The sequence below is a fragment of the Burkholderia sp. JKS000303 genome (assembly GCF_002563755.1).
Lineage (GTDB): Bacteria > Pseudomonadota > Gammaproteobacteria > Burkholderiales > Burkholderiaceae > Burkholderia > Burkholderia anthina_B.
The window spans coordinates 204,407-230,485 of sequence record NZ_PDBZ01000002.1 but is presented as its reverse complement, the minus strand read 5'-3'; the positions used below and the strand labels follow the sequence as shown (position 1 = coordinate 230,485).

Sequence of the window (26,079 nt, the reverse complement as noted above, 5' to 3'; positions counted from 1 at the left end):
ACAGTCAGGATGATTGCGCGTTGCCGTACCCGGACGCGGAAGGCGAATCTGCGGCAAGCCCGGCCACGGAGTGCTCGCTCTCCTCCGTCGTGCCGGCGGCAGACAACTCGCCCTCCCACTTTGCGACCACGGCGCTGGCAATGCTGTTGCCGAATACGTTGGTCGCGGTTCGCCCCATGTCGAGAATTTGGTCGATGCCCATCACCAGCAGCAATCCAGCCTCGGGAAGCTTGAACATCGGCAAGATTGCAGCAACGACGACCAGCGATCCCCTGGGAACAGCGGCCATGCCTTTACTGCTTACCATCAGGATGAGAAGCATCGAAATCTGGGTGCCGATGGGCATATGCACCCCGAATGCCTGCGCGATGAAAATCGCTGCAAACGCCTGGTAGACCATGGAGCCATCCAGGTTGAACGAATATCCCAGCGGCAGAACGAAGCCGACCAGACGCTTGCGGATGCCGAATCGCTGCAGAACTTCCATCAGCACCGGATAGGCAGCCTCACTACTCGCGGTCGAGAATGCGATCATCATCGGCTCGCGCACGGCCTTCAGCAGTTCGGGCATGCGCCGACCCAGCACGGCCCGGCCGGCGAAGTAAAGCGCGGTCCACAGTGCGAACAGCGCGACGTAGAACCACCCAATGAGCTTGCCGTAGGTAACGATGACCCCAAGCCCTTGCACGGTAACGACGCCGGCGATGGCGGCGAAGATACCGATCGGAGCGAAGTTCATTACGGCATTGGTGGCGCGAAGCATCACGTCCATGAGGCCGTCAATCGAGCGTTTCAGGAACTCGCCGGGAGCACCACGCACCTTGCCCAACGCGATGCCGAAGAACAGCGAGAAAACCAGAATCTGCATGATTTGGTTTTCCGCCATGGCCTCGGCAATGCTGCTCGGGAACATGTGCGTTACGAAGTCCTTGAAGTTCAGTGCGCTCGTCTTCAGGTTAGTCGCCGCGTCTGCGGCGGGCAAAGGCATGTTGAGATGCGCGCCGGGTTGGGCAATATTGACGAACAACAGGCCGATGCTCAGCGACAGCAGTGAGGCGACGACAAACCAGCCGATCGCTTTCGTGCCGATTCGTCCGATGGCCTTTCCGCTTTCCATGCTGGAGAGCCCCGACACAAGAGTCGCGAAGACCAGCGGCGCGATGATCATTTTGATCATCCGCAGGAAAATCGTGGTCACCACGCCGAAGTTGCCGGCGATAGACTTGGCGGTGGCTTCGTCGGCGGCGTATTGATGGCATGCGTAGCCGACGACTACGCCGAGGACCATGCTGAGCATAATCCAGTGGGAAAGCTTCCATTTTTTCATGATGGTGTCTGTTCCGATGTCTCTGGGTGTCAGGGCGTGGGCGCCAGCGCGATGGCTTCCACTTCGACGGCAGCGCCGTAGTGCAACGAGCGTGACTCGGCAACGGCGCGCGCCGGTTTGTGAGCGCCAATCCACTCCGCATACAACGTGTTGAAGAGCGGCCAGTGCTCGATATTCGATACGAACACGCGAATTTGCACCAGGCTGTCGCGCGTTACGCCGGCGGCCTCCAGGCATGTATCGACGTTGCGCAGAACCTGTCTGGTTTGAGCGTCGAACGACAAATCGCTCAGCGGCTTCCCTTGCTCATCGATCGGCAACTGCCCGGACACAAAGACGAAGCCGTTCGCAATACAAACGTGAGAATAGTGCCCAGCAGGCGGCGTGATGCCGGATGCGTTCTTGCAGTTCAAGGCCGTAGCCTGGTCTTGAGTGGACATTCGATTTCCCGAGTTCGGTTTAGGCATCTCGATCGACGCCAGATAATTTGTATAACTAAATTTAAGCCGTAAGGAATGCAGCTCGTTATGTGATGGCGCTCAGTACGTCGCGCTGAACGCTTCCTGAACCTTGCCTGACGAGGTCACGCCATTTCCGATGAGCAGTTGAGCGAGGACGCGGGACTTCTGTGGGTTCAGGTCATAGGACGCGACGAAGCCATTCTTGTCGTCCGACACCTCGACGTTGCGATTGACGAACCCTGAACTCGCGCGTGTCGAGCGCACGACCACGATGCCCTTGCGAACCGCAGCTTCCATGGCATCCAGGGCCACCTTCGATGCGTTCCCGTCCCCGACGCCTGCCAGGATGATCCCCTTCGCGTTGTCGCGCACCGCATCATCAATCTGCGTCGCGTCCATATCGCTGTGTGCGTACACGATGTCTACACGCGGCAGCCCTTCGCTCGGCAGGTTCAGTGCCTTCTTGGGGCCAGCCGGTGCCGGCGAGAGGTAGCGAATCGACGCCGAGTCGACATAACCGAGAGGACCGGCATTCGGGCTCAGGAAGGTTTGCACCGCAGTGGTGTTCGTTTTTGTCGCCCACCGCGGATCTTGAATGGTGTCGTTCATCACAATGAGGACGCCACGGTTGACCGATTGCGGGCTAGCTGCAACTTCCACTGCTTCGTACAGGTTGCTCGGACCATCGGCGCCGTTGGCATCACTGGGGCGCATTGATCCGACCAGCACCACCGGCTTGCTCGTCGACAACACGTTGTCCAGGAAGAACGCCGTCTCTTCCATCGTGTCGGTCCCGTGCGTAATCACGATGCCGTCAGCTTCGTCTCGGTCAATGGCCTGCTTGATTCGCCTGACCAGCTGGTACCAGATTTTGTTATTCATGTCTTGCGAGCCGACATTCGAAAGCTGCTCGGCCTTGATCGAAGCAAGCTTTCCAATGCTGGGGACGCTAGCCAGGAGTTGCTCCCCGGTGATACCTCCCGCGTTGTATCCGATTGCCGAGCGCGGATCGGCCGTGCTTGCAATCGTTCCGCCGGTTGCAAGCACGAGAATCCTCGGCTTGTGCGGTGCAGGGTTCGCGCTGGACGCGGACGGGGCTTGCTGGACATCCGCGGCACTTGCGTAGTTGCATGCAGTCAGCGCCAGAAGCGCCGCGAAGCATCCTCGCAGCACGACGGTCGGGCGGATATTCGTCACTTTCATGGGATGGCTCCTTGCCGTAGTGTGTTTCCAGACCGCGCGCTGCGCCATCGAAAGGGAGCACCGTGCCAGCACATGGTCAAGACGAATTATCCAACACTGGACAATTTGTAAAATAAGGGAAATTACGAGGTTCCCCTGGACGCGCAAAGGCCCTATACAATATGACCAAATGTAGATGAAGAGTCTAAGATGGCTAAGACAGGACTTACTCGCGAGCAGCAGACAATTCTTGAGCAGGTCCAGCAAATCGCAGCTGGGCTGGGGGCGACGTTGGCGCCTTTTACGGAGGTCGTGGTTCACGACCTTCGCTCACCCAAGCACGCCATTCTGACCATCCACAACAACTTGTCTGGACGGCAAGTCGGCGATCCTGCGACGGAACTTGGGCTGGCCCGAATTGCCGACGATAGCTACCCGCAAGTTCTGGCGAACTATACGAATCGGTTCAGCGACGGGCGCCAGGCAAAAAGCACGTCGATCGGGATCAAGGATTCGGAGGGGCACTACTTTGCCGCACTGTGCCTGAACGTCGACGTGACGCTGTTTCGCAGCATTGGGGCATTGCTGGAACAGTTCTCAGTTGCGAGCGGAGATGCGATCCACGAATCGCTCGACCCCTCGACAGCCGACTCCCTTCGAGAGCGAATCGATCGGTTCGCGGTCGGTTTGGCAACCACGCCGCAATCGCTTCGTACTGACCAGCGCAGAACGCTGATGCAGACGCTCAAGGACGAGGGGTATCTGGACCTGAAGCGGTCGATGGAGATGATTGCGCAACACCTCGGCGTGTCGCGTGCAACTGTATACAACGACGCCAAGTAACGGCGAATGCCCCATGCATTGCTGGTTTGCCGGGTCAGGTAGCGGAAGGTAGCTGATTCGAAGATGACTGGCCGAGTCATCTTCGCGATGAATGAGCGTTGTCATCAGGAAAGCACCCGTCACTCTCGAGCAGTGGCGAGTCCACTTTCGATGCGCCACAAAAAAAGCCACCCTCTCGGGTGGCTTCCCATCTGCGATCACGCCCGAGTCACGCGCCGGTCAGCCGATTGGCCTCCGCGTCGACCTCACGCAGCGACTTGCCGCGCGTTTCCTTCGCGAGCCCCACGCACACGATCGAGATCGCCGCCGCGGCGACCAGATACAGCGCGATCGGCGTCGACGAATGATAGCGGTCCAGCAGCGACAACCCGATCAGCGGCGCGAGCGAGCCGGCCATCAGCGGCGCGACCTGGTAGCACAGCGACAGCGCCGTGTAGCGCACGTTGGTCGGGAACATCTCCGTCATCAGCGCCGAATACGGCGAGTACGTCATCGATTCGATGAACAGGCCCAGCACGATCGCGGCCATGATGATCCAGTCGTTGCCGGTGTCCATCATCGGGAACGCGACGAAACCCCAGCCGGCGGTCAGCACCGCACCCGTCAGGTACACCGGCTTGCGGCCGACCAGGTCGGACATCAACCCCATCAGCGGGATGAACACGAAGTGGATCGCGTTGGCCGCGAACATCAGCTTCAGGATCCGCGTGGTGTCGAAGCCGACGACCAGCTTCAGGTAGGTCAGCGAGAACGTGACGACCATGTAGTACAGGATGTTCTCGGCGAAACGCGCGCCGATGCCGATCAGCACCTGACGCCAGTGGTACTTCAGCACGTGAACCACGCCGAGCTGCTTTTCCTGCTTCTTCTCGCGGCGCGCCTGCGCTTCCTTGAAGATCGGCGCATCGTCGACCTTGCGGCGAATCCAGAAGCCGATCAGCACCACCACCGCCGAGAACCAGAACGCCGCGCGCCAGCCCCATGACAGGAAGTCGGCCTCCGACAGCGAGCTCGACAACACCAGCAGGATGATGGTGGCGACCAGATTGCCGGCCGGCACGCCGGCTTGCGGCCAGCTGGCCCAATAGCCGCGGCGGTTGTCCGGGCTGTGTTCGCTGACCAGCAGGATCGCGCCGCCCCACTCGCCGCCGAACGCGAAGCCCTGGATCAGGCGCAGCGTGACCAGCAGCGCCGGCGCCCAGTAGCCGATCGAATCGAAGGTCGGCAGGCAGCCCATCAGGAAGGTCGTGATACCAACCACGACCAGGCTCACCTGCAGCAGATACTTGCGGCCGAACTTGTCGCCGTAGTAACCGAACACCAGCCCGCCGATCGGGCGCGCGGCGAAGCCCACCGCATACAGCGCGAACGCGGCGAGCAGGCCGTCGATCGGATTGCCGGTCTTCTTGAAGAAGTGCGTGCCGAACACCAGTGCCGACGCCGTGCCATACAGGAAGAACTCGTACCACTCCGCCACCGAACCGACCATCGACGCCGCGACGACCCGTTTCAATTCCCGCTTCGACGCCGCGTCCTGCACGCCGGTTGCGCTACCTGGCGAGACTGCCTCGCCGACCTGACCTGTCATCTCCGTATCTCCTCTCGTTATCTTCCATTTCCCTTGACGGGGCGGCTCGCGAGTAAGCGCGCCGAAAGATTTTATACAATATTCAATACACGATCTACGAAATCTCAAAAATGCTTTCGGCAGAAATGCGACACGGAGGGCGGCAGGCGGCCGGCTGAATCGAGGCGGGCAAAGCGCGAACAGACAACCGCCGCGGCAAGGGAAAGCAACCGCGCCCGCGCGGCAGCGAGGAAGCGCTGCAACCGGAGATCAAGCCGATCCGGCAGGCCCGCATGCAGGTCCACGACGTATCCAAGGTCTGGGAGCAGATGAGCCGGAAAGGCTTCGCGGTGGCGTGCCGCACGGCTGAGCGACTGATGAAGCGGCAAAGCGCGCTGCAGTCGGGAGGTAACGAGGCGCTGAGCCGTCACTCCGACTGCCCGACGCAGGTATCGACCCGTCGGCGGACAGCTTCATGATGCATCGACCTCGGCAGACGACGGGAAACGCATGCACCGCGCATCCCCCGGCATTCGAAGCGAACTCGCCGACTCAATGGAGCAACGCAGCGCCGAGCCCGTCACGAATCCGGCAGCCGGCGCCCGGTAGATGCACGTGACGCCACATTTGAACCGTGCATGTAGAATACAGACATGCCGACACTTTCGAGTCCGATGCACCGCGCAGTCCCGACGGTTTGCAGGCACGCACCTCATCCGGCGACGTGTCGCCAGCGCGACACGCGGGCCGCCACGAACGCCGGGAACACCACGGCGCGCAAGCATCGGAATTCGCAGCGAAACATTGATTGATCGGCGCCGCAGGCGCCCGAAGGATATCTGGAAAATGGCAGGCTATTCGTCATTGTTGCGGGAATCGCGACCGCGCGTACGCGAGACCAGCGCACCGAAGCGCGCCGGGCTCACGGTCAACGACCTGTACGAACAATTGAAAGCCATGGCCGTCATCTACACCATCCGGCCAGGTGAAAGAATCAATGAACTCGAACTCGCCGAGAAATTCCAGGTGAGTCGAACCCCGCTTCGTGAGGCCCTCAACCGGCTCGTCGCCGAGAACCTGCTGCATTTCGTCCCCAATCGCGGGTTCTTTATCCGGGAGCTCAACCGCCAGGATATCTTCGACCTGTTCGAGTTTCGTCGCAGCATCGAGGCGTCTGCCGTACAGCTGGCCGTCGAGCGCGCCGATGCCAAGGACATCCGGGCGCTGCGCAAGTTCTGGAAGGACGTGATGAAGAACAAGGCCAACGCGCCGGCAGCCGAACTGGTCACTCGGGACGAGGAGTTTCACGTCCGCCTCGTGGCCTTGTCCGGCAACAACGAGATGGTGCGGGCACTGTACGGGATCAATGCACGCATTCATTTCGTTCGCTGGGTCGATCTCGAACAGCGAGGGCACGATGCGTTCTCCGAGCATCTCGAGATTCTCGATGCGATCGAAACACGCGATGCACAGCGTTGCCGTGAATTGACCGAGACGCACATTACGTGCCGCATGGAAGAAATCACGAAAGTCGTCGACGCCGGGGTCGTGAAGCTCTTCTCGCAGTAACAACGGTTCCGTCGCATCGCGCGCAGCGACCCGCGCCGATCAATCGACGGAGAGCGGCGTCGCTCCGGACGCCATGGTCACGCCGCCGAAGCGGAGGTCATGCGCTTCACTCCATCGCCGACCGGTTGCCATCGGAAGCCGCGGGCCCGTTCGAGGCCCGCACCCCCGACGCTCGTCCGATCACGCGGCGCTTACGCGCCCGGCGGCGAGCCACTGTGCCGTGTCATCCAGCGCGCTCGTCGCCGCGTCGAACATTTCGTCGATTTGGTCGTGCGTGATGATCAGGGGCGGGCAGAAATTCACGACGTCGCCTGACGCCCGGGTGATCATGCCATGTACGCGCGCGCGCTCGCCTACGTAAGACGCGACACCCGCGGACTGCGCGAACGACTCCCGCGTGCCCTTGTCGGCAACGAGTTCGAGGGCCGCGATCAATCCGTGTCCGCGTGTCGTACCGACAAGCGGGTGCTCGCCGAGTGCCGCGACGCGCGCCTGGAAATGCGGCGCGAGCGCCTGCACTCGCCCGACCATGTCGTCATCCTCATAGATGCGCAACGCTTCGAGCGCCACTGCCGCACAAACCGGATGCCCGCTGCAGGTAAATCCATGTGCGAACGTGCCGATTTTCTCGCTCTCGCTGATCATTGCATGGTCGATTCGCTCGGAAACCATCACCGCGGAAATCGGCGCATATCCGGCTGAGAGCTGCTTGGCAAGCGTAATCACGTCGGGCGTCATCCCGAACGATTCCGTACCGAACATCTTGCCCGTTCGGGCGAATCCGCAAATGACCTCATCGGCAATCAGCAGGATGTCATGCTTTTTCAGCACCGCCTGGAGCTTTTCGACGTATGTGACGGGCGGAAGAATCATCCCGGCAGACGCCATGATCGGCTCTGCGAAGAAAGCCGCGATCGTATCCGGGCCCTCCGCAAGGATCAACTGCTCGAGGGCGCTCACACATCGGGTCGCAAATGCTTCCTCGGTCTCACCCGGCAGTCCATACCGATAGAAGTCCGGGCAATCCGTGTGCAAAACCCTGTCGATCGGCAGATCGAAGTCCTGATGATTGGTCGGCGATCCGGTCAGGCTTCCCGTCGCGATCGTCACGCCGTGATAGCTCCGGGAACGGGCGATGATCTTTTTCTTCTTCGGCCTGCCCAGCGCGTTGTTGTAATACCAGGCCAGCTTGATCGCCGTATCGTTGGCCTCGGATCCCGAGTTCGCAAAGAACACCTTCGACATCGGCACCGGCGCCATCGATATCAGTTTCTCGGCGAGCCTGATCGACGGTTCCGACGATTTGTGGCCAAACGCGTGATAGAACGGAAGCCGGCGCATCTGTCGATCGGCCGCATCCGCGAGGCGGGATTCACTGAAGCCGAGCGCCGCGCACCAGAGTCCGCTGAGAGCCTCGAGATAACGGTTGCCCTGGTCGTCATACACATAAACGCCTTCGCCGCGCTCGATCACCATTGGACCGACCGACTGATGCGAACTCAGGTTGGTATACGGATGAATGTAGTGCTTGATGTCGCTGCTGTGCATATCCGTACGTTGCATCGCCTGCCTCCTTCGTTCAAGACACTTTCAAAAGGTTGATGAGTCGCAACGCGCGCTCGAGGTCGCTGCGACATCGACAGTGACGCGGCGGCGTACGCGTCGTCTGTCGGCCTGCGCGACTGTCACGCCACGAGACCCTCCATCGAAATCGCCGGCTTGCGCCCGGCAATCAGGTCAGCCGTGATTCGGGCGGATCCGTGAGACATCGTCCACCCGATATGGCCGTGACCGGTATTCATGAACAGGTTCCGATACCGTTGGCGACCGAAACACGGCAGGTTGCTCGGCGTCATTGGCCGCAGTCCGGCCCACATCTCCGCGCGATCGTAGTTCGCGCCGTCGGGATAGAGTTCCTGCGTCACGCGTTTCATGAACGCGAAATCGGACGGCTTGTGGCTCGTGTCGTAGCCGGCGAATTCCGCTGTCGCCGTGACCCGAATCCGGTCGCCGAATCGCGACACGGCGACAAGGTTGTGCTCGTCCACCGCTGCGACGTTGGGCGGCGAAGCATGACCCTCGATCGGGATGGTGAGCGAGTATCCTTTCACCGGATAGATCGCCAGATGGACCCCGATCTGTCGGGCGAGCACGGGGCTATGGCTGCCGAGCGCAAGCACGTAGGCGTCGCCTTTCACGAGGCCGCTATCGGTGTGGACTCCGACGATTTCGCTCCCCGATGTTTCCAGCCGCTGAATCACGGCACCGGTCCGGATCTCTCCCCCCCGCGAGGCGACCTTTTCGGCCAGCGCCCGCGTGAACTTCGCAGGATCGCCCGTTTCGTCGGTCGGGCAATGAATCGCGCCGACGATCCCGTCCTTCGCCGACGAGAGTGCCGGGTCGAGCGCAACCACTTCATCGCGCGATAGCACCTTGATGATCTGGCCGTCCGATTCGAGCAGTTTCATCTGCATCACGCCCCGGTCCAGCGCCTCCTGGCTCCGGTGGAAGTAGAGAATGCCCCGATCGTTCCTGTCGTAGTCGAGGGGATCCTCGGCAATGACCTGCTGAAGGACGGCTTGCGAGTACGCGGCAAGCCGATGCTTGAGCAAGGTATTGCGGCGAGCCTTTTCCGACGTGCACTCCATCAGGAAACGCCAGGACCACGTGTAGAGACGCGGATCGGCGGAGAACCGGAAACGCAACGCCTGATCCTTCAGGACCAGCGATTTCAGCAGCGTCATCGGCGCCCTTGGCGACGACCAGACGAACGAGTGGCCCGGCGCGATCATCCCCGCATTTCCCCAGCTCGTCTCGCCAGCCACGACCGTCTGGCGGTCGATCAACACGACTTCGTGGCCATCCCTTTGAAGTTGGTACGCAGTCGTGACTCCGACTACCCCGCCGCCCAGCACGATAACTCTCATGATGTCCTCAAGTCCGAAGCGTATTGGATGTGGGTGACACGACATCGCGCCACGGCACGGCACGCTGATGCTGATGCGAGGCAGTGGCGCGATGCACGACGCGCGATGACTTTCGCGCCGGATCGCGGCTTGATCGTTGCCTCGGCATTCACCCGACGTCGCGACATAACCAAAAGTGTCGACAACACTGTATATCCACAAAAAGGCAAAATCAATGAGGGCAACAACGCCACACTGGAAAATGGCGGCATCCCGCAGTCGCCGGGCAGCGACAACGGCGCAAGGTTCCTGGTTGCGCACTGGCGCGTGGGTGCCGCACGCACGCCGATAGATCAAGCGGGACGCTGGACAGCACGGTTCGGGCGAACAGGAATTTCCCTTATTGTCGATAAATGTGTCGACAGTTGTGTGTTTCTGGAAGTAGGCTGTGTTCGTAGACACCGTTACTTTTCAAGGAGAAGCAATGCAGATCAAGCGCTACGGAAGCGGCAAACGCATGAGCCAGGCTGTCGTACATGGCGGGTTGGCCTTTCTCGCCGGACAGGTCGCCGACGACCCGAGTCAGGATGTGAAGGGTCAGACGGCCCAGATACTCGCGAAGATCGACCGGCTGCTCGAGCAGGCCGGCTCCGACAAGACCCGAATCCTGTCAGCCAGCATCTGGCTCGCCGACTACACCACGTTCAACGAGATGAATGAAATCTGGGACGCCTGGGTTCCGGAGGGCGAGGCCCCGGCGCGGGCATGTGTCGAGTCAAAGCTCGCGTTCCCGCAATACACCGTCGAGATCGGGGTCATCGCGGCGGTGTGACCCTACGTACGCGCTGACGACCGCCGGAGCGAGCGTCAGCGCCGTCGACAGCCATGCGCAAGCCGGACCCGCGTCCGGCGCATCAGGGACGCGACCCATCTGGCGAATCGAACAATTTTGAATGGACTCCTATCAAATGGATACCCTGGAATCTGTCGAGCGCTACGAGCGGCTCGATTTCGCGCTCGATGACGGAATCTCGCACCGCGCGGCGATCGGCCTGGTCGTGCTCGCGACCGACCATACGATCGAGTACGAATGGCGCAAGCTCCTGGCACTCGATGGTGTCGGCTTCTACGAAAGCCGCATTGCCAATTCGGCTCAAATCACGCCGGAAACGCTCAGGAAGATGGACACGCTGATCGCGCCCGGCGTCGCGGTGATCCGGCCGGGCGAACGTCTCGACGTGGTCGCATTCGGCTGTACGTCGGCCTCCATGGTTCTCGGCGAAGAAAGCGTGATCGAGCGCATCAGGCAAGCGCGTCCGGAAGTCGCTTGCACGACGCCGGTCACGGCCGCTCGCGTTGCGCTGAACGCACTTGGCGCAAGCCGTATCGCGCTCCTGACGCCGTACGTACGCACGATCAATGAATCGCTCCGTGAATACCTGGGCAGCCGCGGAATCAACGTGATGCGCATGGGATCGTTCGAGCATTCGGACGACAACGAAGTCGCGCGGATCGACGCGGAATCGATGCGACGCGCCATTCTCAGGATCGGCCGCCATGACGATGTCGACGCGGTGTTCGTTTCGTGCACGTCGCTCCGGCTCGCGGATCAGGTGACCGCCATCGAGAGCGAACTCGGCAAGCCGGTGACGTCGAGCAATCACGCAATGGCCTGGCATGCGCTTCGACTCGCTCGAGTCACGGACAAGCTGCCGCAGTTCGGCCGGCTATTTACCGTCTAGTTCTACCTGCGGGTTCAGAGCCGCTTGCCGAACATCGCTACATGCCGCTGGTCGCCGTCGTCGTAGCGAAAGGCCGACATCACTCGAAATGTCGCGCCGGAACGTTCACTTATGGAGACTTCATGAAAAGACTTGCGCTGTTTGTCGCCCTCGCCTGCGCCGCCGGGGGCGCTTTCGCCAAGGACTGGACGACGATCCGCTTCGGTGTGGATCCCACCTATGCGCCATTCGAATCGAAGGCGCCCGATGGCAAGGTCGTCGGTTTCGACATCGATCTCGGCAACGAAATCTGCCGCCGCCTGAACGCGAAGTGCCTGTGGGTGGAGCAGGACTTCGACAGCATGATCCCGGCGCTGAGGGCGAAGAAGTTCGACGCCGTACTGTCTTCGATGACGATCACGCCCCAGCGGGCCGAACAGATCGCGTTCTCGCAGAAGCTCTACAACACACCGACACGTCTCGTCGCCAGGAAGGGCACGAATCTGGCGCCGACCCCCGAATCGCTCAAGGGCAAGTCGGTCGGCGTCCAGCAGGGCACGATCCAGGAAACCTACGCAAAGGAGAACTGGGCGCCGAAGGGCGTCAACGTCGTGTCCTACCAGAACCAGGACCAGGTCTACGCGGACCTGCAGTCGGGCCGCCTGGACGCCGCGCTGCAGGACGAAGTGCAAGCCGCGCTCGGGTTCCTGAAGACACCGGCCGGCGCGAACTTCGCATTCGCCGGCCCGGAGCGACAGACGGGGGCCGCCGCCATCGGCCTGCGCAAGAACGATGGCGACCTCAAGGCACAGATCGACAAGTCGATCGCCGACATGATCAAGGACGGCACCTACAAGAAGATCCAGGCGAAGTACGTCAATTTCGACTTGTACGGCGGCTGAGCATTCCCGCCATCGCCCGCGTCAACACCTTGAAGCGAGCCGCGCGTGCGCGGCTCGCAGTCCGTCATCGAGGTTCCCCCTCCAAGGCGTCGGTCCACTTCGTTTTACTGCACCAGCGGAAGCTCGGGAAGCAAGGCGATCCGAAGGGAATACCGACCGCTCCGCGCAGTAGCGAGCAGCTGCGGCAATGTCTGGCGGGACGGCTGAAGTCGTCGCGGCGAATCATGGCCCGGTTGGCTCGTTCGGCTCTCCGGGGCGGCGCATCGGAAGGCCCGTGACGCATTGCGCGCCGGCGTCCGTTGCAAAGTAAGCCCGGTACGATCGCGTTCACGCGAATCCGATGTTGCGCGCGTGCCAGTACGGGCGCCGTGGCCATCCGAACCACCCCGGCCTTGCAGACCCTATTGTGACGGCCTGCCGCGCAACGCGCAGACCGGGAACCGATGCGATGTTGATCACGTCCCCGGCGAAATCGGTCGACTGACATTGCATCGATCGCGTCCAGTTCGAATGCGGCCGCACTCGGCCCGAGTTTGCGAATCGACGCAGCCAGTCGGGCACCGAGCGCGATGCGCCACCCGCGCATCGCGTGCCGCGCATCCATCGACATGCTATCCCGGGTCGCCGAATGCGCCGGTCACCTGCCCCGCTTTTCCGCCCCGCTCGCATTGAAATTTCATGTCTCCTCCCTTCCCCTCTTTGCTCGCCGCGACGTCTACGCGACCTCCTTCAGCGCGATGACCGCCGGACGCGAAAGCTGTGCCACGGCGGCGCCCCATTCTGCGTCCAGCGACTGGAAGTTCCGCTCCTTGATGTGTCCGTATCCGCGGATCTTTCCGGCGATCGACGCGGCGCGCAGCGCCGCCTGCAGATTCCGGGCATTCCCGTGACAGATGATCGCGTCGACGGTCTGCTCATAGCGGGCGATCAGGCTGCGTTCCAGCTTGCGTTCCGCCGTGTGGCCGAATACATCGAAAGCCGTTCCACGCAGGCATTTCAGCTTCGCGAGCATCAGGAAAACCGGCAGAATCCACGCGCCATACTCCTTCTTGCGCGGTTCGCCGGTCAGTTCGTCTTTGCCCGACAGCAGCGGAGGCGCAAGGTTGAATGCGATCCGGAAATCGCCGTCGAACTGCTGCTTCAGGCTCTCGACGAACTCGGGCGACGAATGCAGTCGTGCCACTTCGTATTCGTCCTTGTAGGCAAGCAGCTTGAAGTAGACGCTCGCGACTGCACGGGTGACCACGTCCGCCTTGGGCGAGATGCGACGCTCCCATTCGCGGACCCTCGACACCAGCGAGCGATAGCGTTGCGCGTAGGCGGCGTCCTGGTACGCGGTGAGGAACACCGCGCGCCGCTCGATCATCTCGTCGACGGTCGTGGAAATATGCTGCGACTCCCGTCGCGGCTTCGCCGCAACCAGCGCCTTCTCCGCCGCACTCGGCGACAGCGCGGCACGACGCCCCCACCGAAACGCCTCCTGGTTCGAGGCGACCGCCGCCCCGTTGAGCTCGATCGCGGCATGGATCGCGTCCGCACTGATCGGGATCAGGCCGCGCTGATAGGCGTAACCCAGCATGAACATGTTCCCGGCAATCGTGTCACCGAACAGGCTGAGCGCATACTTCGTCGCGTCGACGAATTCGACGTGCTGTTCGCCGACAGCGTCGACCATGCCGGCGCGCAGGTCTGACGCCGGGAACGCGAGATCCGGGTGGCGGGTGAACTCCCCCGTCATGACCTCGTGCGTGTTGACCAGCATGCGAGTCGCGCCCTTGCGGGTGGCCGCGAGCGTCTTGCGGCTGGCGGCCACGACCATGTCGCATCCGAGAACGACATCCGCGCCGCCGGTAGCGATTCGGATCGCCTTGATCGCGGCAGGGTTCTTGCCGAATCGCAGATGGGACCACACCGAACCGCCTTTCTGCGCGAGGCCGGCCATGTCCAGGATGCCGCACCCCTTGCCTTCGAGATGCGCGGCCATGCCGAGAATCGCACCGATCGTCACGACGCCGGTGCCGCCGACACCGGTGACGATCATCGAAAATACACCCGTTTCGAGCGACGGCAATTCAGGCTCCGTCAGCGCCGGGAAAAGCGTCGCGTCGGGCCGGATCGTGGCCGCTTGCCTCGGACTCCCGCCATGCACGGTCACAAAACTCGGGCAAAAACCGTTGTTGCACGAGTAATCCTTGTTGCACGACGATTGATCGATCTCTCGCTTGCGCCCGAACTCGGTCTCGAGCGGCACCAACGACACGCAATTTGATTTCACGCCGCAATCACCGCACCCCTCGCAAACGAGATCGTTGATCACCAGACGCTTTGCGGGATCCGGGAACTGCTTGCGCTTGCGGCGCCGGCGCTTTTCGGCCGCGCAGGTCTGGTCGTAGACAAGCACGGTCACGCCCGGGATGTCACGCAACGCCTCCTGTACCTTCTGCAGCTCCGAGCGGTGATGAATGGTCACGCCGGGCGCCCATCCTGCGTCCGCCGGATACTTCGACGGATCGTCGGAGACGACCGCGATGCGGCGCACGCCCTCGGCATGCACCTGAGTGGAAATCGTCATCGGACTCAACTGACCGTCGTGACGCTGCCCCCCCGTCATTGCAACCGCGTCGTTATACAGAATCTTGAAGGTGATGTTCGTCCTGGCGGCAAGCGCGGCCCGAACGGCGAGCAACCCCGAGTGAAAGTACGTGCCGTCGCCCATGTTCTGGAACATATGCGTTCGCGTGGAAAACGGCGCCTCGCCTACCCAGGCCATGCCTTCCGCGCCCATCTGGGTATAGCCAAGCGTATTGCGGTCCATCGTTTGCGCCATCCAGCTGCATCCGATGCCGGCATACGCCTTGCTGCCCTGCGGGATCACCGTCGAGGAATTGTGCGGACATCCGCTGCAGAAGTAGAAGCTGCGCTGCATCGCCTCGGGCGCAAACGCGACCTCGCTCAATTCGGCCAGGAACGTCACACGCTCGGCGAGCCTGCCGCCGCCGTCGAGATGCGCGATGCGCTGACCGAGCGCGATGGCGATCTGCACGGAGTTGAGCGACATCTCCACCGGAAACAGCTTCTTGCCGTGCTCGTCTGATTTGCCGATCACCGCGGGCGCATTCGGCACGTGATACAGCATGTCCTTGATCTGCGACTCGAGCAGGCTGCGCTTTTCCTCCACCACCATCAGCAGATCCAGCCCGCTGGCGAATTCGCGAAGCCCTTCCGGTTCGAGCGGCCACGTACATGCGACCTTGTAGATCGCGACGCCCAGCGCTTCCAGTTCGGCGTCGGTGACATCCAGGTCGTCGATGGCCTGACGCACATCCAGATAGCTCTTGCCGTGCGTGACGATGCCGATGCGACGCTTCGCATTGCCAAGCATGACCTTGTCGAGCCGGTTCGCGCGGACGAAAGCGCGCACCGCGTCCAGCTTGTAGTTGTGCAGCCGGTACTCCTGCTCGTGCGGCGTATCCGGTTGCCGCAGGTTCAACCCGCCCGGCGGCATCGCCTCATCGCCGGGCACGACCACATTCACACGCTCCGGATCCACGTCGATGGCCGCCGAAGCATCTGCCGTGTCCTTCACGCACTTCAGACCGACCCAGCATCCCGAATGGCGCGACAACGCCCAGCCGTACAGACCGTAATCGATAATCTCCTGCACGCCGCTCGGGCTGAGGATCGGGATCGATGCGTCGACCAGCGCGAACTCGGACTGGTGGCAGGTCGTCGACGATTCGCAGGTGTGGTCGTCGCCCATCAGGACGAGCACGCCGCCGTGCTTCGAACTGCCGGCCAGATTCGCGTGCCGGAACGCATCGCCGCTCCTGTCGACGCCCGGGCCCTTGCCGTACCAGATCGCAAACACGCCGTCGTATTTGCCTTCACCGCCGACCTCGGCCTGCTGCGTCCCCCAGACCGCGGTCGCGGCCAGATCCTCGTTCACGCCAGGCACGAAGACGACGTTGGCGCCGTCGAGGAATGGCTTCGCCTTGCCGAGTTCCGCGTCATACATACCAAGCGGCGATCCACGATAACCGGAGATGTAACCTGCGGTGTCGAGTCCGCTGGCCTTGTCGCGGCGATGCTGCATCAGCGGGAGCCGGACGAGGGCCTGGACGCCGGTGAGGAAGATCCGGCCGGTGTCGAGCGCATACTTGTCGTCGAGGGTAACTTTATGCATTGTCACGTTCACTCCTTCGCTCCGCTACCCGCTTCCGGGATGGAGCCGTCCAGTTCCACATGTCGATTTCGCGCGCCGGCAACGAGCGGGCGATCATCATCTCGTGCGCGTCCGGCACACCGCGCGCCATACGGTCGAAGCGGAACGACCGTTCGCCGCGAACCATCGAGCGAGCCTGTCGAGTGCGCCAGGATCGGGCAGGCCGTCGACAGCGAAATCGCCGGTGCAGCCGCTCGAAGGTTCACGCAACATGCTCGAGCGCTCCGTTGACACATCGTTCGACCAGCCGGCGTGTCGGCTCCTCGGGCATCACCAGCGGCAACCGCATCGTCGCGGCGCATTGCCCGAGCAGGCTGGCGGCGTACTTGACCGGGCCAGGGCTGGTTTCTGCAAAGAGCGCGCGCGTCAGCGGCTGGAGTTCCACGAACATGCGGCGTGCGTGTGCAATCTCGCCATGCTCAGCGAGCGAGCAAAGCTCGGCGACCTTCGCCGGCACGATATTGGCAAGAACGGAAATGACGCCCCACCCGCCGAGAATCAGATACGGCAATGACGTGAAGTCGTCCCCGCTGTACAGCGCAAACTCCGGCGGCAACGCAGCCAGGATCTCGACCGCACGCGCCATGTCTCCGGTTGCATCCTTCAGGCCGCGAATGTTCGGATGGCGTGCGAGATGCGCGACCGTCGCAACGGTCATGTCGGTGACCGTGCGCCCGGGAACGTTGTAGAGCACCAGCGGAATGTCGATGACGTCGGCTTGCGCGGTGAAATGATCGACCAGCCCCTGCTGCGTGGGCTTGACGTAGTACGGCACGACGCTCAGCACCGAACTGACGCCCTCCTCCGACGCGAACCGCGCAAGCGCCACGGCTTCCGCAGTCGAATTCGCGCCCACGCCGGCCATGACGTGAATCCGGCCCGCGCCGTACCTGACCGCCGCAGCGATGACTTCACGGTGTTCTGCATGCGAAAGCGTCGAAGACTCCCCGGTCGTGCCGGCAACAGCGACAGCAGCCGTGCCGTTCTCGACATGAAAGTCGATCAGCGTGCGCAAAGCCGCCCGGTCCAGGCCCCCGTCCTTCATGAATGGCGTAATCAGCGCGACGATACTGCCGCGCGGCAACGTCGATTCGACCGAAAGCGGTACGCGGGTCATTGAATAATCCATGTCTCTCTCCTGCGCGGTTTCTGCGGCTTCGCGAGCGCCACCGGCCAGCTCGCTGGTTCCCACGACACCTTTGCCAACCGACGGAAGGCAGCTTCGCAACACTCACAATGATACACAAGTGTCGACACTTTGATGTTGATTTTGCCGCTTCATGTTCATGCGACGGACACCGGATACCACCGCTCGAATCCGTGCTCGCTTGGCTGGAGCAGGAATCGTCGTCGGGCTTGCCGCGGACCTGACGCACGACAGGCTCGCAAGTGCGGCAGCGACTGCCGCGGCGGCGCGGCGCAGTCGGGCAATGACGAACGATCGGGTCAGGTCGAACGGACGCCCTCGAGGAAGATGCGTGAACGCATGACGTCCGGATCGCGTCGCGTCGGTCGGCGCACCGTTTCCGCGCCCGATGCGACGCGCATCCGGTATCCGACGACGGGTTGCCGTCTCATGCGCGGCCCGCCTAATCGCGCCGGTCCTTCCATCGGTAATAAAGCATCGCGCCGATTGCGAGCCGCCTGACGAATGCATGCGCGGAAATTGTCCGGAGCGTCGAGAACGGCAGCGGCGATCGATTCTCGTCCCCGGTCAACGCGACTTCGGCAAGCTCGCGCCCCGCGACCGTCGACAATGCGACGCCACGCCCGTTGCAACCGAACCAGGTATAGAGACCGTCGTCGAGCCGCACGAAGCGCGGCATCCGATCCGGCGTAATCGCGAAATCGCCATGCCACAGATACTCGAACCGAAGTGGAAAGTCGTTCAGCTGCGGATACATGCGCCGCAGCCGCTCGCCGATCCGCGCCGGAAGTCGACGTTCAAACCCGGCGGGCACCACGAGCGCTCCGCCGCTGACGAACCGACCGTCCCGGTCGAAACGCCCGAAATGAAGATCGGCCTGCGTATCGGACATCGCATGGTCGAAAGGCAAGATGGTGGCGCGTAGCGCGTCGGGCAACGGCTGTGTCGCGATCTGGTATGACCTCATCGGGAGCAGCGCGTGACTGATACCGGGCCATGGCGCGCGCGTCGCTCGCCCGGTATAGCTATGGGTGGCGATCAACACCCGGCGCGCAAGCACGCGGGCACCGCCGTGCGACGCCACCCAATGGCTCCCGTCCCGAACCAGGGACGACACGGGCGTCCGGGAATGGAGGCTGGCGCCGGCGTCCCGCGCGGCTTGCGCCAGCCCACGAACGAACGCCAGCGGATTCAAGTGCCCACCGGTCGGGTTCTGCCAGCCGCCACGCCAGAACGACGAACCGGTCAGCGCTGCCGTGCGATCCCGGTCGAGCATCTCGACGTCGATGCCACGCCGCTGCCATTGGTCGACGCGCGCCTGCACGAGCTTGAGGCGGCTCTCGCGATGCGCCGGCTGGATCCAGCCGGCCTGCACGGCGGCGCAGTCGATGCGGTGCCGTCGCACGAGATCGAATACGGCATCCGCGGATGTGCCGATGATCGAGACGAGCGATTCACCCTTGTCCGAACCGTATTCCGCGACGATCGCATCGGGATCGGCGCGTGTCATCGCCGGAATCACCTGGCCGTTGTTCCGCCCTGACGCTCCCCAGCCTATCTCGGCCGCCTCGAGTACGACCACGCGCGCGCCACGTTGCGCCGCGTGCAGCGCGGCACTGACGCCCGTGAAGCCGGCTCCGATCACGAGCAGGTCCGCGAAGGTCGTGCCGGCCGGAAGCGGCGTGGTCGGCAGGGCCGGGGCCGAGGTCGCCGCCCATAGCGACGGCGGGAAGCGACTGGAGTCGCGATGTGCATCAAGCATGGCAAGGTCCTGGAATGGAGCGAATCAGAGGCCGCCGTGGCCGGCTTCCGCGCAACGGGCATGCACGTACCGCTTCAATGTGTTCGCCCGCCCAGGTAGAGCCTTCGCATCTCGTCGCTCGCCAACAGATCGGCGGCATTGCCTTCGAGCGCGACTTGCCCCATCGACAGGACATAGGCTCGATCCGAGATACGGAGCGCTTCCGTCGCGTTCTGCTCCACCATCAACACCCCGACATGTTCCGTATCGCGCAGTTCGACAATCGCGTCGAACACTTCCGACAGCATCTTCGGCGAGAGCCCGGCGGAGGGCTCGTCGAGCAGCAGGAATCGCGGGCGAGGCATCAGCGCACGGGCCAGCGACAGCAGCTGACGCTCGCCACCCGATAGACTCGATGCTCGCACGGCCGATTTTCGTGCAAGAACGGGATACATCGCGTACAACTGGTCGAGCCTGTTCCGCCGATCCTGCTCGGACATGAACTGGCCGCCGAGCGCGAGGTTTTCCCAGACCGACAGCGTGCCGAACACGTTGTCGGTTTGCGGCACGAATCCGATCTCGTGCTGACGAATCTTCCTGAACACCGGCACGTGTCCGATGTCCGTATCGTCCAGCGAGATCGCCCCCTGTCTCGGCAGCAGGTAACCCGCGATGGTCTTGAGGAGCGTGGACTTCCCGCAACCGTTCGGGCCCAGGATGGTCACGATCTCCGGCTGCTTCGCGCCAATCGAGATGCCGCGGAGAATGTCGACGTCCCGCGAGTATCCCGCCACTACGTTTCTGACCGAGATCATGAGGCTGCTCCCACTGCCTGACGGTTCAAGGGGCGCTTCTTGCCGAGATAGGCCTCGACAACGCCTTCGTGGTTTTCCAGCTCCGTGGGCAGACAGTCCGCAACCGTCTTTCCCTTGTCCAGCACGACGCACCGGCTGCAGGTTTCCGCAATGAAGTGCATGTCGTGCTCGATGATGACCAGCGTAATGCCCTGCGCGTTGATCCGCTTGAGCGTCGTGACCAGCTCCGCCCGCAGGTTCGGATGCACGCCGGCCATCGGCTCGTCCAGCAGAAGCAGTGCCGGCTGCTCCATCAGCGCACAGGCGATGCCAAGCAGCTTCTTCTGCCCGCCCGAAATCGATGCCGCGGGCAAATGGGCCACTTTGGTCAGGAGCAGTTCGTCCAGAAGACGCTCTGCGCGATCCCGCGTCTCGCATTCGATTCTTCGAACCGCACCGAATCCCGCCAGCGTACTCATCAATCCGTGACGACGAACCGATGCAGCCATGACGGTCTCCTTCACCGTCATCCGGGTTGGCATCGACGGAAGCTGAAACGTGCGCCGGACGCCTTTCCTCGCGATCTTGTCGGGAGGCAATCCGTTGACGGCCGCGCCGTCGATTTCGATCACGCCTCGTTCGATCGAACAATAACCGGTGATCGCATTGAGTACCGTGCTCTTGCCGCATCCGTTCGGCCCCAGGAGGCCGACGATCTCACCGGTTCGTACCTGAAGGTTCAGGCCGGTAAGCACGTGATTGCCCCCAAACGACTTGTCGACGTCCTGCAAACGGAGAATCGTGCTCATTGCGGGCTCCGGATTCGTTCAGGAACAATGCCGCCAGGACGAAGGAGCAGGCATGCCAGAAGCACGCATCCAATCGTGCCAAGCCTCACTGCACCGGCGATATCGCTGTTGATGTCGAGGTAATCCTTGACGAACGGCACGGCGCTGTAGATCACTTCCACAACGAATGCGCCGAGCACGACCCCGAGGTTGTTTCCGAGCCCCCCGATCATGACCATCGTCCAGACCACGAACGTCTCGGATGCGAGCATGTAATCGGGCCCCACGAAGCTCATGTAATGAGCCAGCAGCGAACCGCCGATCGATGCAACCGCGGCACTGGTCATCGTCGCCTTGACCTTGAGCGGAACCAGCCGATATCCGAGACTCGTCGCCAATGCAGGCTCCTCGCGCATCAGTCGGATTGCCCGCCCGAATCGTCCGCGCGACAGTCGACGACATGCGAAGTAGGCAATCACGGTCAATACGAGTGCAAGCATGAAGAACACAAGGTCGTTTTCCGCACCGGAACGCGTCGCAATCATGGGGCGCACACCGCTGATCCCTTGCGCTCCCCCGGTCAGCCAGTTTTCATTCAACGCCACCGTCCGGATCAATTCGGCAATCGCAAGTGTTGCGATTGCCCAGTAGTCCGACGCAAGATTGCGGCCCAGGCTGGCCATCACGAATCCGATGGCCATCGCAGCCGCCACACCCAGCACGAGTCCCACCGGCACCGGATATCCCAGCGTCGACATGATTGCCGAAGCGTATGCCCCCACGCCGGCAAACGCCACGAATCCGAAGTTGAGCAGGCCCGCGAAACCGGCCTGGAGGTTCAAGCCAAGCGCGAGAAGCGCGTAGATGCAGCTCAGCGTAGCGACATGGAGAACGAAGCTATACACGTCGGACCTCCCGATCGAAAATGCCATACGGCTTGAACAGCAACGTGACGAGCAAGATGAGGAATGGTGCAGCGCTGATGTACGTCGCGGGGACATACACATCCGACGTGCCGAACATCCAGCCGAAATCCAGGTTCGTCACGAGCGTTTCCGCGATCGAAATCAAGAGTGCGCCAGCCGCCGCACCGAGCGGATTGCCGAGCCCGCCGAGAATCGCCGCGGCGAATACGGGCAGCAGCAGATTGCTCCCGAGGCCAACGTGCACCGTCTCGGTCAGACCGAGCATCGTCCCGCCCAGCGCAGCCAGCACGCCGCTCAGGAACGTGATGCCGTTCACCACGCGGACACCATCGACACCCGTTGCGGCGGCCAGAGCGGGATTCGCCGACATCGCACGCATCGATCTCCCGACGCCTGTCCTGAACAGCAGGATCGCGAGCAGCACAACGCAGCCGGCCCCGCACGCGATCGACGTGACCTGGTCGATCGAGATCGTCGTGGAACCGACCTGCAACGGGCTCGACAGCGTCGACGCATACCGCCACGGACGCGAGCCCGCCACGCCCAGAATCGACGCAATCAGGATCATCGAAATCGCGAGCGAGCCGATCATGGCGATCGAACTGCCCGAGCGAAGCAGCCGTTTGAACACCAGCGCATTCAGCACCACCGCAAGCAGCCCGGTGCCGATGCAGGAGCCGATCAGGGCAAGCGAAAAAGGAAGGCCGGTCTTGGTGAAACCCAGCGTCGCAAACGCGCCCAGCATCGCGTACTGCACATGAGCGACATTGGGAAACTTGACGAGCGAATAGACGACGCTCAGACCGACAGCGACGAGCGTGATGTCGGACGTCCGGATCAGCACGTCGACGAGGAATTGCAGCATGGCAGCTCTCCTGGAGCCTGCCGCGCAGAAGCGCGACAGGGCTTATCGGGCGACGACCTTCGTATCGAACTTGACCTTGTCGTACGGCTGGTCCTGGCGCTGGCCGCCCGCGTCGAACGAGATCGTACCGGTCGCGCCGCTATAGGAACCGAGCGCATGCATCGCCGCGCGAATTTTCGCGGGGTCGGTCGACCCGGCCTTGTTGATCGCGGCAACCGAGACCATGACACCGTCATACGCATAGCTGCCAAACGACGACTTCGGCGCTTCCTTGTACTTCTGGCGGTACGCGTCTTCGTACGATTTTCCGCCCTGGCCGATCGACGCGACCTCGAGTCCCTCCTGCCCCTGTGCAGCCTGCGGCACCGTATCGCTGGTACACATCGTCAGGTAGATGCCGTACCACTTTGTCTTGTTGAGCCCGAGTTCATAGGCCTCGCGGTTGATGGTCGCCGCTTCCTGCCCGTATGCGCTGTAGACGTAAGCTTGCGGCCGGGACCGGCTCATCTGCTGAAGCTCACGGCGGTACGTCGACTGTCCTTCGCTGTACAGCACGAGCGACGACACCTTGCCGCCGATGGCTTCGAAGCGCTTCTTGAACTCGGAGGCGACACCCTGCCCGTATGCGTTGTTGGGCGCGATGAAGGCGACATCCTTGAGGTTCTGAGCGAACACATCCGTCGCGGCAAAGCGGGCCGAAAGATCATCCAGGCCGATGACGCTGAACGACCCGTCGCCGATCTTCCGGACCTGGGGGCTCGACGAACCGATGTTGATGTGCACGTCACCCTGCTGGACCACATACTCGGCGACTGGAATCGTGATTCCCGACGAGAACTCCCCGATCACGACCGGCACCTTGTTGACGGAGACCAGCTTGCGTGCGGCGCCAAGCGCGGTAGCGGCGACCCCGCCCGAATCTTCCACCATGACCTGCAGCTTCCGCCCGAGCACGCCATTGCGGGCATTCACCTGCTCGACGGCAAGCTCGATGCCTCGCCGCTGGTCGTCGCCAACCGATGCACTGGCGCCGGTAAGCGGCAGCACGGCGCCCAACGATACGGTCTGGGCAAGCGACGCACCGGCCGACATCAACAAGACAGTCGCGGCAACACTGGTGTACAGCACTTTCGCAAACTTCATGGTGGCACCCCTTGAACGGAGAGTTATAAACTACACAAGTGTCGACACATTAGCGCAAAAAAATGCGTGTCAATAAAGTTTCGCGGGCCTGACAAGACATCGGGACAGCAACCGTGCGTCGCCTCCGCCCCGCGCGGCAGTCAGCTGGAGGCCGTTGCTGCCGGCAAACCACGGTTATCTATCCGGCGAGCCTGCTCGCGACAATCATGTCGTCCCAAGCGTGCAATGGGACGATCCAGTCAGGCTTGACGGATGGGAGCGAAGTGGATCGATGCTTTCAGGCTATCATAGTGTCGACACTTTTGTATTCTAGCTTTCCCCGATCTCGCGCCATCGTCGTACCGTGATACCGCAACCTCGATGCGGGTCGCACGCCACACGCCCCGACGCCCGGCGGTCATGACAGTCGGTCGACGGCGCGGCCGGCTGTCCCGCTGTTGCGTGGGCGATTCTGACCACGGGCGATCACTTTGGCCCCTCTCGCCGACACGGCGTGCCGTCGCCCAATCTCCTCTCGTCATCTTCCATTTCCCATGATGGGGCGGTTCGCGAGCAAGTGCCCCGAAAGAGACATCGTCCCGCGTCATCGGCATACGCCCGCCATCCCCGCCGGAAGCCGCTGCGACGCGGGTTTCCGCCCTGTCACGCCCCCGGAACGACCCGTTTCGTCACGCCCCTTTTATTTTATATTGTATAAAATATGCGAACTGGCTAGAATGACTTCCGTCGATGGCTGACTCTCGGGCGGAACCGGAGGCAACGTTTCGGCACCGAGGCAAACAAGAGGCGGCCAGCCGCCGTCCGGATCGCAAGAAGCACGAACGAGACGGCGAGCGCGCATGCAGCCCACGTTGCCAGCAATGGCAGTTGACCCTATCTGAATGTGAGGAAACGAGATGAGCGACAACATTTTTACCGGCACCATTCCGGCCCTGATGACTCCGTGCACCGCTGACCGTCAGCCGGATTTCGACGCGCTGGTAAAGAAGGGCAAGGAGCTGGTGGCACTCGGCATGCGCGCGGTGGTGTACTGCGGCTCGATGGGCGACTGGCCGCTGCTGACCGAAGCGCAGCGCCAGGAAGGCGTCGCGCGCCTGGTCAAAGCCGGCGTGCCGACCATCGTCGGCACCGGTGCCGTGAACTCGAAGGAAGCCGTGTCGCACGCGGCGCATGCCGCCAAGGTTGGCGCGCACGGCCTGATGGTGATCCCGCGCGTGCTGTCGCGTGGCGCGTCGCCGGCAGCCCAGAAGGCCCACTTCGCCGCGATCCTGAACGCCGCGCCGAACCTGCCGGCCGTGATCTACAACAGCCCGTACTACGGTTTCGCGACCCGCGCCGACCTGTTCTTCGAACTGCGCCGCGCACACCCGAACCTGATCGGCTTCAAGGAATTCGGCGGCGCCGCCGACATGCGCTACGCAGCGGAAAACATCACGTCGCAGGACGATAGCGTGACGCTGATGGCCGGTGTCGACACGCAAGTGTTCCACGGCTTCGTGAACTGCGGCGCAGCAGGCGCGATCACCGGTATCGGCAACGCGCTGCCGCGCGAAGTGCTGCAACTGGTCGACCTGTGCAAGAAGGCCGCGCAAGGCGATGCAGTGGCGCGTGTGCGTGCGAAGGAACTGGAATCGGCGCTGGCCGTGCTGTCGTCGTTCGACGAAGGCTGCGATCTGGTCCTGTTCTACAAGCACCTGATGGTGCTGAACGGCGACACGGAATACACGCTGCACTTCAACGAAACGGATGCACTGAGCGACGCGCAACGCAACTACGCGGAAGCGCAGTACGCGCTGTTCCGCAGCTGGTACGCGAACTGGTCGAAGACGATCGCGTAAGCGGTTTCGCGCGATGCTTGCGATACGCGGCCGTGAAACGGCCGCGTGATGAAAAAAGCCACGGAGGAATCCGTGGCTTTTTCGTTTGGGGCGTCCGGTGGAAACCTCGCAAGGTCGGGCTGCGTCAGCGCAAACTA

At 62.4% G+C, this 26,079-nt stretch carries 21 protein-coding genes; 6 read left to right on the top strand and 15 right to left on the bottom strand.

Features of this window, described 5'->3' with window-relative positions; all coding sequences use genetic code 11:
* Positions 1-4 precede the first annotated feature (4 nt).
* The 3 genes from BX604_RS23085 to BX604_RS23075 form a co-directional block, all read right to left on the bottom strand.
* Positions 5-1,327, bottom strand: a complete 1,323-nt coding sequence (locus BX604_RS23085) for a dicarboxylate/amino acid:cation symporter (protein ID WP_098553193.1) — start codon at positions 1,325-1,327, stop codon at positions 5-7.
* Positions 1,328-1,356: 29 nt separating this feature from the next.
* A complete protein-coding gene (locus tag BX604_RS23080) occupies positions 1,357-1,767 on the bottom strand; it encodes a RidA family protein (RefSeq protein ID WP_098553192.1) in 411 nt (136 codons plus the stop codon).
* A gap of 99 nt (positions 1,768-1,866) precedes the next feature.
* A complete protein-coding gene (locus BX604_RS23075) occupies positions 1,867-2,991 on the bottom strand; it encodes an asparaginase (protein ID WP_098553986.1) in 1,125 nt (374 codons plus the stop codon).
* 189 nt (positions 2,992-3,180) lie between these two features.
* On the opposite strand from BX604_RS23075, the gene BX604_RS23070 reads away from it, so the two are divergent.
* Complete coding sequence (locus BX604_RS23070) at positions 3,181-3,813, top strand: helix-turn-helix transcriptional regulator (RefSeq protein ID WP_098553191.1); 633 nt, start codon at positions 3,181-3,183, stop codon at positions 3,811-3,813.
* 208 nt (positions 3,814-4,021) lie between these two features.
* On the opposite strand, the gene abaF is transcribed toward BX604_RS23070, so the two are convergent.
* Together abaF and BX604_RS38515 are read right to left on the bottom strand one after the other, a co-directional pair.
* Positions 4,022-5,401, bottom strand: coding sequence for a fosfomycin efflux MFS transporter AbaF (abaF, locus tag BX604_RS23065; protein ID WP_098553190.1), 1,380 nt, complete (start codon positions 5,399-5,401; stop codon positions 4,022-4,024).
* 104 nt (positions 5,402-5,505) lie between these two features.
* On the bottom strand, positions 5,506-5,685 hold the full coding sequence (locus tag BX604_RS38515; protein ID WP_143748079.1) for a hypothetical protein: 180 nt from the start codon (positions 5,683-5,685) through the stop codon (positions 5,506-5,508).
* 541 nt (positions 5,686-6,226) lie between these two features.
* Here BX604_RS38515 and BX604_RS23055 point away from each other — a divergent pair.
* Complete coding sequence (locus BX604_RS23055; RefSeq protein ID WP_098553188.1) at positions 6,227-6,949, top strand: GntR family transcriptional regulator; 723 nt, start codon at positions 6,227-6,229, stop codon at positions 6,947-6,949.
* A 180-nt stretch (positions 6,950-7,129) separates the two neighbouring features.
* Here the strand turns inward: BX604_RS23055 and BX604_RS23050 are convergent, their stop codons facing one another.
* Both BX604_RS23050 and BX604_RS23045 read right to left on the bottom strand, forming a co-directional pair.
* The gene (locus BX604_RS23050) at positions 7,130-8,512 is read right to left on the bottom strand and encodes an aspartate aminotransferase family protein (protein WP_098553187.1); all 1,383 of its coding nucleotides are present in this window, start codon (positions 8,510-8,512) and stop codon (positions 7,130-7,132) included.
* A gap of 122 nt (positions 8,513-8,634) precedes the next feature.
* On the bottom strand, positions 8,635-9,876 hold the full coding sequence (locus BX604_RS23045; RefSeq protein WP_098553186.1) for a D-amino acid dehydrogenase: 1,242 nt from the start codon (positions 9,874-9,876) through the stop codon (positions 8,635-8,637).
* Positions 9,877-10,339: 463 nt separating this feature from the next.
* On the opposite strand from BX604_RS23045, the gene BX604_RS23040 reads away from it, so the two are divergent.
* The 3 genes from BX604_RS23040 to BX604_RS23030 all read left to right on the top strand — a co-directional run bounded on the left by BX604_RS23040 (position 10,340) and on the right by BX604_RS23030 (position 12,478).
* The gene (locus tag BX604_RS23040; RefSeq protein WP_098553185.1) at positions 10,340-10,687 is read left to right on the top strand and encodes a RidA family protein; all 348 of its coding nucleotides are present in this window, start codon (positions 10,340-10,342) and stop codon (positions 10,685-10,687) included.
* 136 nt (positions 10,688-10,823) lie between these two features.
* Positions 10,824-11,597 (top strand): maleate cis-trans isomerase family protein, encoded by a 774-nt coding sequence (locus BX604_RS23035; protein WP_098553184.1) that lies wholly within the window; start codon positions 10,824-10,826, stop codon positions 11,595-11,597.
* A gap of 122 nt (positions 11,598-11,719) precedes the next feature.
* Positions 11,720-12,478, top strand: coding sequence for an ABC transporter substrate-binding protein (locus BX604_RS23030; RefSeq protein ID WP_098553183.1), 759 nt, complete (start codon positions 11,720-11,722; stop codon positions 12,476-12,478).
* Between the two features lie 715 nt (positions 12,479-13,193).
* Here the strand turns inward: BX604_RS23030 and BX604_RS23025 are convergent.
* The 8 genes from BX604_RS23025 to BX604_RS22990 form a co-directional block, all read right to left on the bottom strand.
* On the bottom strand, positions 13,194-16,661 hold the full coding sequence (locus BX604_RS23025; protein WP_098553985.1) for an indolepyruvate ferredoxin oxidoreductase family protein: 3,468 nt from the start codon (positions 16,659-16,661) through the stop codon (positions 13,194-13,196).
* Between the two features lie 241 nt (positions 16,662-16,902).
* Positions 16,903-17,829 carry a 4-hydroxy-tetrahydrodipicolinate synthase gene (dapA, locus tag BX604_RS23020; RefSeq protein WP_257146400.1) on the bottom strand — a complete coding sequence of 309 codons (927 nt, stop codon included), beginning with the start codon at positions 17,827-17,829 and terminating at the stop codon, positions 16,903-16,905.
* A gap of 460 nt (positions 17,830-18,289) precedes the next feature.
* Positions 18,290-19,609 carry an NAD(P)/FAD-dependent oxidoreductase gene (locus tag BX604_RS23015; protein WP_098553181.1) on the bottom strand — a complete coding sequence of 440 codons (1,320 nt, stop codon included), beginning with the start codon at positions 19,607-19,609 and terminating at the stop codon, positions 18,290-18,292.
* 74 nt (positions 19,610-19,683) lie between these two features.
* The gene (locus BX604_RS23010; protein ID WP_098553180.1) at positions 19,684-20,403 is read right to left on the bottom strand and encodes an ABC transporter ATP-binding protein; all 720 of its coding nucleotides are present in this window, start codon (positions 20,401-20,403) and stop codon (positions 19,684-19,686) included.
* Positions 20,400-21,191: an ABC transporter ATP-binding protein gene (locus BX604_RS23005; protein WP_098553179.1), complete on the bottom strand. Its 792-nt coding sequence runs from the start codon at positions 21,189-21,191 to the stop codon at positions 20,400-20,402. Before BX604_RS23005 ends, BX604_RS23010 begins: the two co-directional genes overlap by 4 nt.
* Positions 21,188-22,075: a branched-chain amino acid ABC transporter permease gene (locus BX604_RS23000; RefSeq protein ID WP_179894858.1), complete on the bottom strand. Its 888-nt coding sequence runs from the start codon at positions 22,073-22,075 to the stop codon at positions 21,188-21,190. Before BX604_RS23000 ends, BX604_RS23005 begins: the two co-directional genes overlap by 4 nt.
* Complete coding sequence (locus BX604_RS22995) at positions 22,068-22,961, bottom strand: branched-chain amino acid ABC transporter permease (RefSeq protein WP_098553177.1); 894 nt, start codon at positions 22,959-22,961, stop codon at positions 22,068-22,070. The genes BX604_RS23000 and BX604_RS22995 overlap by 8 nt, the downstream gene beginning before the upstream one ends.
* 42 nt (positions 22,962-23,003) lie before the next feature.
* Positions 23,004-24,053 (bottom strand): ABC transporter substrate-binding protein, encoded by a 1,050-nt coding sequence (locus BX604_RS22990; protein ID WP_257146399.1) that lies wholly within the window; start codon positions 24,051-24,053, stop codon positions 23,004-23,006.
* 947 nt (positions 24,054-25,000) lie between these two features.
* Here BX604_RS22990 and BX604_RS22985 point away from each other — a divergent pair.
* Positions 25,001-25,942: a dihydrodipicolinate synthase family protein gene (locus BX604_RS22985; RefSeq protein ID WP_098553175.1), complete on the top strand. Its 942-nt coding sequence runs from the start codon at positions 25,001-25,003 to the stop codon at positions 25,940-25,942.
* Positions 25,943-26,079: the final 137 nt, after the last annotated feature.